Source organism: Sodalis sp. (in: enterobacteria) (assembly GCF_047607725.1).
Lineage (GTDB): Bacteria > Pseudomonadota > Gammaproteobacteria > Enterobacterales > Enterobacteriaceae > JBLKSS01.
Genome location: NZ_JBLKSS010000158.1, coordinates 1 through 9,938 on the forward strand (window position 1 = coordinate 1; position 9,938 = coordinate 9,938).

Consider the following 9,938-nt stretch of genomic DNA (forward strand, 5'->3'; position numbering starts at 1 on the left):
AGGTCGACGGGGGACAGTTCCGCCGGCAATGGCCAGACCAGGTTAGCTACCGTGAATCGGCCGAGGATATCGTGCACTGTGGTACAGCCGATGCCGAGCGCTGCCGCGATGGTGCGATTCGAGCGACGCTGCTCAAATTTCACGTGTAATACATTGATATATATTCACATTTATGTTCTCGTGTTCTTCTTTTTACGTGCCATGCCATACCCCCGGAAGCTAAAAGTCTCCAGAGTATGGCGGAACAGAAGATGAACGATCGGACAGAATCGGAATCGCTGATCGGGCGACCGGAATCAGTGATCGGGCGTGACCGGAATCAGTGATCGGGTGAAATCGGAATCAGTGATCGGACGTGACCGGAACCAGCACCAAGGCAACCAAAGCCAAGCAGGCGCAAAGCCGCATTAAGATGTTGGAAAGGATGGAGCTTATCGCCCCGGCGCATGTGGATAACCCCTTTCAGCTTAGTTTCCGCACGCCGGAAAATTTGCCCAATCCGTTGCTCACCTTGGAAAAGGTCAGCGCCAGCTATGGCGACAACCTGATTTTACGCTCCATCAAGCTCAACTTAGTCCCCGGTTCACGCATCGGTCTGCTGGGACGCAACGGCGCCGGTAAATCGACGCTTATCAAGCTCTTGGCCGGAACCCTGCCGCCTCAGTCGGGGACGGTGTCGCTGGCGAAAGGCATCAAGCTTGGTTACTTCGCCCAGCACCAGCTGGAGTTTTTGCGCGCCGATGAAACGCCGCTGCAGCACCTGAGCCGGCTGGCGCCAAAGGAGTCTGAGCAATCGCTGCGTGATTTCCTGGGCGGCTTCGGCTTTCAGGGCGACAAAGTCACCGAACAGACGGCGCGTTTTTCCGGCGGCGAGAAAGCGCGGCTGGTGCTGGCGCTGATTGTCTGGCAGCGTCCCAATCTGCTGTTGCTTGATGAACCCACCAACCACCTGGACTGGATATGCGTCAGGCGCTCACCGAAGCGCTTATCGACTTCGCCGGCGCGCTGGTGGTCGTGTCCCACGATCGCCATCTGCTGCGCTCCACCACCGATGAATTTTACCTGGTGCATGACGGCCAGGTTGCGGCCTTCGACGGCGACCTGGAGGATTATCAGCAGTGGCTGGCCGAACTTCAGCGCCCGCGCGCGCAGGATGACGATACACAAGCGCCCCCCGCCGGCGTCAATACGGCGCAGACGCGCAAAGATCAGAAGCGGCGCGAGGCGGAATTTCGCAAAGAGACCCAGCCGCTGCGTCAGGCCATCGGCCGCTATGAACAGCAGTTGGCTACGCTTGAGACGGAGCGGGCCGAAGTGGAAGGCCGGCTGGGCGACAGCGCGCTGTACGAGAGCGCCCGCAAAAGCGAACTAAACGACTGCCTGCAGCGGCAAGGAAAACTGAAATCGGCGCTGGAGGAAGCGGAGCTAGGCTGGCTGGAAGCCCAGGAACAGCTTGAGACGCTGTCGCAGGCATTTAGCGCGGAATGATTGCGCTCAGCGTCAAACTTCAGTGCGCGGACCGCGGGCAGCATCAAAGCCGCCACGGGCTGAGCGCGCTCAGCGCCAAATCAGCAGCACGCAGGCCGCGGTTAGCAGCCCCATGGCCAGATTGAATAGCGTCCAGGCCCGCCGCCCTTTCAGCAGCCGGCCGATCACCGTACCGAAGACCAGCCAGATGGCGCCGGAGACAATATTGACGGCGGCGATGCCGATGCTTATCGCTACCACCGACCCCGCGTACGCCTCCCCGGCCATGCTAAAGCTTGCCACCGCGCCGAGGGCCATCAACCAGGCTTTCGGATTGAGAAATTGTAGCAGGCCGCCCTGATAAAATGGCACCGGCCGCGGCGGCGCCGTGTCGGTATCCAGCTTTTCATAAACAGCGGTGGCGATTTTCCACGAAAGCCACAGCAGATAAAGGCTGCCGGCGACTTTTAGCGTAAAATGTAGGGCGGGATAGAGTGTGATGAGACTGCCGACGCCGCAAGCCACCAGTAACAGCATGCACTGCATGCCGAGCATAATGCCGAGCATCAGCGGCATGGAACGCCAAAAGCCGAAATGGGTGGCCGAGGCGGTGAGCAACATATTGTTAGGACCGGGAGTAATAGCGGCAACCCAGAGAAAACCCAGCATCGATAAAAACAGACCCAGCTCCATATATCCCGCATTATTGCTCCCGACAATGACGTTTATGAAATTAACAGCGCGATGCCGATTCGACAAGCGAATTGTCGGTGAAATTTCGTCACGCCATCGCCCCGATAACCACTGGAGAAACGCCGAGAATGATCATTCTCTGGGAGCAGATCGATCCCGCCACGCTGTATAATCTGATCGAATCGTTTGTGCTGCGCGAGGGCACGGATTATGGCGAGCAGGAACAAAGCCTGCAGCGAAAGGTAGCGGATGTGTTACGCCAGGTGCAATCCGGCGAAGCGGTGCTGGTGTGGTCGGAGCTGCACGAAAGCATTAACATCATGCCGCGCGGCCAGTTCCGCCCCGATTAGCGGCGGCGATGCGGTTCTCTCCCGCCACCGCCGCGTCCGGCCCGGCCCGGCGTCAGCATGGCGGAAACGAGCAAGCCTCACGGTGGCCCTGGCCCTGCTGCGCCAAACGTGATAACAATAACCTTCGCTCGCCCGCACGTCATCTGACAGAGGTTATCAACACTATTAGGGTCTCATCATGTCAGCACAACATCCGATTATTGCGGTTACCGGCTCCAGCGGCGCCGGTACCACGACCACCAGCCTGGCTTTTCGCAAAATCTTTCAACAGTTGAACATTCGCGCCGCGGAGCTTGAAGGCGATAGCTTTCACCACTTCACCCGGCCGGAGATGGACTTGGCAATTCGTAAAGCGCGCGATTTAGGCCGGCACGTAAGTTATTTCGGCCCGGATGCGAATAACTTCGATCTTTTGGAGAAAACGTTTTATCACTATGGAGAAAGCGGACGCGGGCAGGCGCGCAAATACTTGCATACCTACGACGAAGCAGTTCCCTATAATCAGGTCCCCGGCACCTTTACCCCCTGGCAGCCCCTGCCGGAGCCTACCGATGTCCTGTTCTACGAAGGGCTGCACGGCGGCGTTGTGACCGAGCATAATGACGTCGCGCGGCACGTGGATTTGCTGGTGGGGGTGGTGCCGATAGTCAATCTGGAGTAGATCCAGAAATTGGTGCGCGATACCAACGAGCGCGGCCACTCCCGCGAAGCGGTCATGGATTCCGTGGTGCGATCGATGGAAGACTATATCAATTTTATCATGCCGCAATTTTCCCGTACCCATATCAATTTTCAGCGTGTGCCGACGGTGTACACCTCCAATCCGTTCACCGCCAAAGCGATCCCGTCGCTGGACGAAAGCTTTGTGGTTATTCACTTCCGCGGCCTGGACGACATGGATTTTCCCTATTTACTGGCAATGCTGCAGGGATCTTTCATTTCCAATATCAATACGACGGTGGTGCCGGGCGGCAAAATGGGTCTGGCAATGGGACTGATCATGGCGCCGCTGGTCAAGCAATTGCTGGAAGGGAAACGGATTCGCTAAGCGGTTTCACGCAGCCGCCGCGCGCGGGAGAGTCGCGCGGCGCCACTTTGTCCGATGCGCCAATCGGGTGGGGCACTACGCGGCTTACCGCAGCGCCCCGGCATCAAAGCGCCGCCCCGCGCTATCAGTCGAGGTGACGTACCTCAAAGCTGTGGGTGATACTAGCGGCTTTACCCAGCATCAGCGAGACCGAACAATACTTTTCCGCCGACCGCTCGACCGACGATCTTATCCATCAAATCGCGGCCGGTGACGACAAAATGCAAATTGATATGGGTAAAACAGACGCGGCGCTTCCTCGCGGCGCGTCGAGGTTAACTTGACTTCACAGTCGCGCACATCGGCACGGCCCATTTTGCAAAATCGATACCACGTCAATTGCGCTGCAGCCGCCGGCGGATATAAGCAGCATTTCCATCGGGCTAAGGGCTTTTTCGCCGCTGTTGCCATCCATGATAATCTGGTGGCCCGAGGCGGATTCGCCGATAAAAGACAGCCCTTCAACCCACTTTACTCGCGCTTGCATATCGTTAACTCCTGATAAAATTCTTTGTGAAGACTACCTTTTTGCCGCCAAACTGGCAATGTAACCGCAGATGCATCATGCTGAAGCGAGACAACACAAGACAGTCTCTTAAAGCTATGCTAAAAGACAAGGCAAGATCGAACTCACCGACAGTGAAAGAGCAAGAGAGCGATCAAAATGTCACCAACATTGGACCCTGATAAGTTCCCTTGTGATGTTCCGTTTATAAACGGAATGACATCATAATAACACCTTACCTTACAGGGAATACGCCGTTCCTAAACAGGGCGGCGATGACAAAAGAGGATAACAGCGAATGGTTCTCGGCAAACCGCAAACAGACCCGACTCTCGAATGGTTCCTGTCTCATTGCCATATTCATAAGTATCCATCGAAGAGTACGTTGATTCACCAGGGTGAAAAGGCAGGAACGCTCTACTATATCGTCAAAGGCTCCGTCGCAGTACTTATCAAGGACGAAGAAGGCAAGGAGATGATCCTCTCCTATCTTAATCAGGGCGATTTTATCGGCGAATTGGGGTTGTTTGAAGAGGGGCAGGAGCGCAGCGCATGGGTGCGGGCGAAAACGGCCTGCGAAGTGGCTGAGATATCCTACAAGAAATTTCGCCAGCTGATTCAGGTCAATCCCGACATTCTGATGCGCCTGTCTTCACAAATGGCCAGCCGCCTGCAGGTGACCTCTGAGAAAGTCGGCAACCTGGCTTTCCTGGATGTGACCGGGCGTATCGCGCAAACGTTACTGAATTTAGCCAAGCAGCCGGACGCCATGACTCACCCGGACGGTATGCAAATAAAAATCACCCGCCAGGAAATCGGCCAGATTGTCGGCTGTTCACGAGAAACGGTCGGCCGTATTCTGAAAATGCTTGAGGATCAGAATCTCATCTCTGCCCACGGAAAAACCATTGTCGTTTACGGTACCCGCTAATCCCCTTTCACCACGGGCATGGTCAGGACGGCCATGCCTCTTTAGCTGACTTATGTGGCGCAGACTCATCTACCACCCCGAAGTGAATTATGCCCTGCGGCAGACCATTGTGCTTTGCCTGCCAGTCACCATCGGACTGATGTTCGGCAGCCTGCAGCAAGGTCTGCTGTTCTCGCTGGTGCCCGCCTGTTGCAATATAGCCGGGCTCGATCAACTCCATAAGCGTTTCTTTAAGCGGCTGGTGATCGGCGGCTCGCTGTCCGCCCTGAGCAGTATTTTTATCCAGCTGCTGTTGGCGCACGGCGTGCCGCTGCCATTTGTCATGCTGGGGTTGGCACTGCTGTTCGGCGTGAGCGGCGAAATAAGCCCGCTACATGGCCGCTTACTGCCGGCATCGCTGATTGCCGCAGTATTTACTCTGGGGCTGACCGGCAATGTGCCGCTTTGGCTGCCGCCGCTGCTTTATCTGGCGGGGACCGCCTGGTATGGGCTGTTTAACGCGCTATGGTTCCGGCTGTGGCAAGAGCAGCCGATGCGTGAGGCGCTGAGTCTGCTCTACCGCGAACTGGCGGATTATATCGAAGCAAAATACAGTCTGCTGACTCAGCATACCGATCCGGACAGTGCGCTACCGCCGCTGTTCGCCCGCCAGCAGAAGGTCATCGACCAGATTGCGCAGGTGTATCAGCAATTGCATATGCTTTCAGCCAACCATCTCAGCCAGTACAAAAGACTGTTGCGCGCCTTTCAGGTCGCATTGGATCTGCAAGAGCATATCGCGGTGAGTCTGCATCAGCCAGATGAAGTACAAAAGCTGGTGCAGCAAAGCCACGCCGAGGCGGTGTTGCGCTACAACGCGCGTATCGTCGTCGCCCGGCTGCGCGTCCTGGCGGACGATATTCTCTATCATCGTCAGCCTGACCGGTTTTCCGCGGATGCGGGCCTGTCGGCCCTGGAAAAAATCGCCCGCCACCATCCGGATAACCCGGTAGGCCAGTTCTGCTATTTCCATTTCAGCCGCATCTACCGCCTGTTGTGTTCCCTGCGTCCCCTTTATCGTCGCGATGTGATGGCGGATAACCAGCAGCGGTTGCCATTCTGGCCAGCGCTGCGAAGTTACTGCTCCTTGAAATCGATGGCGCTACGTAACGCCGCCCGCTTAGGCCTCATGCTGGCGGTCGGCAGTAGTTTGGGCCTGGTGTTCAATCTGCCGAAACCTTACTGGATCCTGATGACCATCATGTTTGTCAGTCAGAACGGTTACAACGCGACCCGGGTGCGCATTCAGCATCGGGCGCTGGGTACCCTGGCGGGTCTGGTGATCGCCGCGGGTACGCTCCAGTTAAAGATGGGCGACGGCGTCATCCTGACCGGCATGCTGGTGGTGACCCTGGCCGGCTATTTGGTACTGCGCAAAAATTACGGTCTGGCGATGACCGGTATGACGGTGGTGACCGTGTATACCCTACAGTTGCTGTCGTTGAACGGCGCGCATTTCCTGCTGCCGCGGCTGATGGATACCTTGATTGGCTGTATGCTGGCCTTTGGCGGCACGCTGTGGCTGTGGCCGCAATGGCAAAGCGGGCTATTGCGCAAAAACGCCCATCAGGCGCTGGAGCGGGATCAGGAAGCGCTGCGGCTGCTGCTACAGCCCGATCCCGGCGCGCCCGCGTTGGCTTATGCCCGCATGCGGGTCAATCAGGCGCATAATGCCCTGTTCACTTCCCTAAGCCAGGCGATGCAAGAGCCGGGGTTTAACTCCCGCTACCTGAGCGATGTGCGCTTATGGGTCACCCATAGTCAGTTCATTGTCGAACATATCAACGCCATGACGATACTGGCGCGCGATCACTATATGCTGACCGATACGTTGGCGGCCGACTATTTGGCCTCCTGCGAGGTGGCGCTGCAAAGCTGTCAGCAACGGCTGGAATATGACGGCCCGAGCACCGAAAATCCGGGTATTTTCAACACCGATGGCCCCCAGGATCAGCCGGTGACGCTAATGGAACGCCATTTGCGGCGCATATTGTTCCATCTCGGCGTGATGCATACGATTTCGTCGGTGGCGTGGCCGCAGCGGCCGCAGCACGGTTTCTGGCTCGCGCGCCGTTTGCGCGATACGCCGCCGAACTAGCGCCGTTGCCGGCTCAGGCCGGCAGATATCGATGGCGCCCCTGTAAAACGCCCTGAAGCCGGGGTTGAAAGCGCTGCGCCGGACGCGTGATAAACCGCCCGCGCAGAAAAGCGGCGGACAACGGGAACGCCCGTGCGGCGCCGGCGTTCCCGTTGTCCCTCTATCAGGCCGCGCCCGTCACCTGCGCCACGGCTTTCTCAAACCGCGCCAAGCCTTCGTCGATATCCGCAAACGCCACCACCAGCGACGGTGCGAAGCGGATCACATCGGGGCCGGCATTGAGAATCATGACCCCATCCAGGGCGGCGGCGTGCAGGAAATCCCGTGCCCGCCCTTGATAGCGCGGCGCCAGCTCCGCGCCAAGCAGCAGCCCCATGCAGCGCACCTGCGTGAATACCTGATGTTTTTCGTTAATGTCATGCAGCGCCTGGATAAAACGCTCATGGCGTTCGTTGATACCGGCCAGCACCTCAGGCGAGTTGATAACGTCCAGCGCTGCTTCCGCCACCGCACAGGCCAGCGGGTTACCGCCGTAGGTCGTGCCGTGGGTGCCGACCGCCATGGCCGACGCGATGTTTTCGGTGGTCAACATCGCGCTTATCGGAAAACCGCACCCCAGCGCTTTGGCGGTGGTGAGAATATCCGGCTGCACGCCATAATGCATATAGGTGAAAAGTTTGCCGCTGCGGCCCATGCCGCATTGCACTTCGTCCATCACCAGCAGCGCCTGATACTTATCGCACAATTCCCGTACGCCGCGCAAAAACGCCGGCGTCGCCGGGGTTATGCCCCCTTCCCCCTGGATCGGCTCGAGGACAATAGCGCAAGTGTGATCGTCGATAACGGCTTTCACCGCATCGAGATCGTTAAACGGCACATGGACGATATCCGCCGGTTTTGGCCCGAAACCGTCCGAATACTTCGGCTGCCCCCCCACCGACACGGTGAACAGTGTGCGGCCGTGAAAAGCGTTATGAAACGCAATGATTTTAGTCTTATAAGGACTATGGCGGGTAATGGCGTAATGGCGCGCCAGCTTAAACGCCGCCTCGTTCGCCTCGCCGCCGGAATTGGCGAAAAACACGCGATCGGCAAAGGTGGCATCAATAAGCTTACGCGCTAGGCGCAGCGCCGGTTCGTTAGTGAAGACGTTGCTGGTGTGCCACAACGTTTCCCCTTGTGTTTTTAACGCCGCGACCAGCGCCGGATGACAGTGCCCCAGCGCGGTGACCGCGATACCGCCGGAAAAATCGACATACTCCTTGCCCTGCTGATCCCAAACCCGGCTGCCTTTGCCTTTCACCGGAATGAACTGGGCGGGTGCATAAACCGGCAAAATGACCTGATCGAATGTTTCCCGGGTGACTGCGGCATCGTCTGTTTTCATAAGGAGTTTACTCTGTCTAATGTGAGATGAGAAATGAAAATATAGTCATATAATATGAATAAAAAATCACATCCAAGTCAAGTGCTATCGCCGGCGAAATGCAAATTAGACCGCCGTTAGCGGTCGAGAAAATTCGCCAGCAACCGGTGACCTTGTTCACTCATGATGCTTTCAGGATGAAACTGTACACCCTCCAACGGCAGGGAGCGATGGCGGATGGCCATAATTTCATCGGGCTTTCCCTCGCGCTGGCTCCAGGCGGTTACCGCTAGGCAGGACGGCACGCTGGCCGCGTCAATCACCAGCGAGTGATAACGTGTTACCGTCAGCGGCTGCGTCAGGCCGGCAAACACCCCTTGACCATCGTGGCGGATAACGGAGGTTTTGCCGTGCATGACTTTGCGCGCGCGGACAATGCGGGCGCCGAACGCCTGCGTGATGGCCTGATGCCCCAAACAAACGCCCAAAATGGGCAGCTTGCCGGCAAAATGGCGAATAGCGGCCAGGGAGACGCCGGCCTGGTCCGGGGTACCCGGGCCGGGGGATATGACCAGACGCGCCGGCGCCAGCCGCTCAATATCCGCGATATCCAGACTGTCATGGCGGCGCACCATCACCTGCGTCCCCAGTTCACAGAAATACTGATAGAGATTCCAGGTGAATGAGTCGTAATTATCGATTATTAGCAATCCATTCATAATACTCCTTGAAACATAACCTATTGCGCCTTTGCCGCCACGTCGTTGCGCGCCGGCCGGCGCCAAACCCTGATGAGCTGCGAGTGTATGACAACGGCGGCGACGTGACTACGACCATTGCCGCATTGTCCGGGATGTAAAGACGAAAAGACGGGACGTCGACCGCGCCCGGGGTAATCAGGTCATCGAAGCTGAATCGCTTTGCCTCCATGCTTGGCGTTACGCGGAATGCGGCGGCCTGAACTAAGGCAGAAACCGGCGCTGAACCCGTTCAACCGTGAGCGTTAACGGCGGGGGATGGGGGGGGATAAGGCAAAGGCGCCACCGCAGCCCAGACAAGCCAAGCAACGCTTCCATCACAGAGGTGGGCACCGCACGGACGCCCGCAATTCAGGCGACGGCGCAGGCTGGCAGCGCGGGCGCCGATTTACCTGGCGCTCCGCACCCCGCGCGCGCCGGCGCCACGGGTTAGCACGGGCTTTGCGCGGCGGGTGGCAGAGGCGTTACACATCGTCACCCGGCTCGCTCACCGCCATTCTGAACGTAAGCGTACACCCAGCGCCGTATTGACAGTTATTCAGCAGGGATGGTGAGGTTCCACGGCAGGAGCTCTTTGATTTTGTTGATGGGATGATCCGCGATAATCGCCAGCACATGGCGCAGATACGCTTCCGGCTCCACGC

Annotated in this window: 7 protein-coding genes and 4 pseudogenes; 5 read left to right on the forward strand and 6 right to left on the reverse strand. The window is 57.7% G+C overall.

Translation table 11 applies throughout. The annotated features are described in order from the left end of the window. Window positions 1-203, reverse strand: a pseudogene (locus tag ACMX3H_RS14125) (IS21 family transposase); the annotation flags it as partial. A gap of 170 nt (window positions 204-373) precedes the next feature. Here ACMX3H_RS14125 and ACMX3H_RS14130 point away from each other — a divergent pair. Further along, window positions 374-1,488, forward strand: a pseudogene (locus tag ACMX3H_RS14130) (ATP-binding cassette domain-containing protein); the annotation flags it as partial. Window positions 1,489-1,557: 69 nt separating this feature from the next. Here the strand turns inward: ACMX3H_RS14130 and ACMX3H_RS14135 are convergent. Then, the gene (locus ACMX3H_RS14135; RefSeq protein ID WP_415211290.1) at window positions 1,558-2,160 is read right to left on the reverse strand and encodes a LysE family translocator; all 603 of its coding nucleotides are present in this window, start codon (window positions 2,158-2,160) and stop codon (window positions 1,558-1,560) included. Window positions 2,161-2,288: 128 nt separating this feature from the next. On the opposite strand from ACMX3H_RS14135, the gene ACMX3H_RS14140 reads away from it, so the two are divergent. Together ACMX3H_RS14140 and ACMX3H_RS14145 are read left to right on the forward strand one after the other, a co-directional pair. Then, the gene (locus ACMX3H_RS14140) at window positions 2,289-2,510 is read left to right on the forward strand and encodes a YheU family protein (protein WP_415211295.1); all 222 of its coding nucleotides are present in this window, start codon (window positions 2,289-2,291) and stop codon (window positions 2,508-2,510) included. Window positions 2,511-2,688: 178 nt separating this feature from the next. After that, window positions 2,689-3,558 (forward strand): annotated as a pseudogene (locus ACMX3H_RS14145) (phosphoribulokinase). Between the two features lie 124 nt (window positions 3,559-3,682). Here ACMX3H_RS14145 and ACMX3H_RS14150 read toward each other — a convergent pair. Continuing rightward, window positions 3,683-4,084, reverse strand: a pseudogene (locus tag ACMX3H_RS14150) (OsmC family protein). Between the two features lie 316 nt (window positions 4,085-4,400). Here ACMX3H_RS14150 and crp point away from each other — a divergent pair. Further along, window positions 4,401-5,033 (forward strand): cAMP-activated global transcriptional regulator CRP, encoded by a 633-nt coding sequence (crp, locus tag ACMX3H_RS14155; protein WP_415211291.1) that lies wholly within the window; start codon window positions 4,401-4,403, stop codon window positions 5,031-5,033. A 52-nt stretch (window positions 5,034-5,085) separates the two neighbouring features. After that, on the forward strand, window positions 5,086-7,170 hold the full coding sequence (locus ACMX3H_RS14160) for a YccS/YhfK family putative transporter (protein WP_415211292.1): 2,085 nt from the start codon (window positions 5,086-5,088) through the stop codon (window positions 7,168-7,170). 163 nt (window positions 7,171-7,333) lie between these two features. Here ACMX3H_RS14160 and argD read toward each other — a convergent pair whose 3' ends face one another. The 3 genes from argD to ACMX3H_RS14175 all read right to left on the reverse strand — a co-directional run. Then, entirely contained in the window at window positions 7,334-8,557 is a 1,224-nt protein-coding gene (argD, locus tag ACMX3H_RS14165; RefSeq protein ID WP_415211293.1) for a bifunctional acetylornithine/succinyldiaminopimelate transaminase, read from the reverse strand. 116 nt (window positions 8,558-8,673) lie between these two features. Beyond that, complete coding sequence (locus ACMX3H_RS14170) at window positions 8,674-9,255, reverse strand: aminodeoxychorismate synthase component II (protein ID WP_415211294.1); 582 nt, start codon at window positions 9,253-9,255, stop codon at window positions 8,674-8,676. Window positions 9,256-9,828: 573 nt separating this feature from the next. After that, window positions 9,829-9,938: transposase domain-containing protein (locus tag ACMX3H_RS14175; RefSeq protein WP_415209556.1), on the reverse strand; the 110-nt coding region annotated here is incomplete at its 5' end.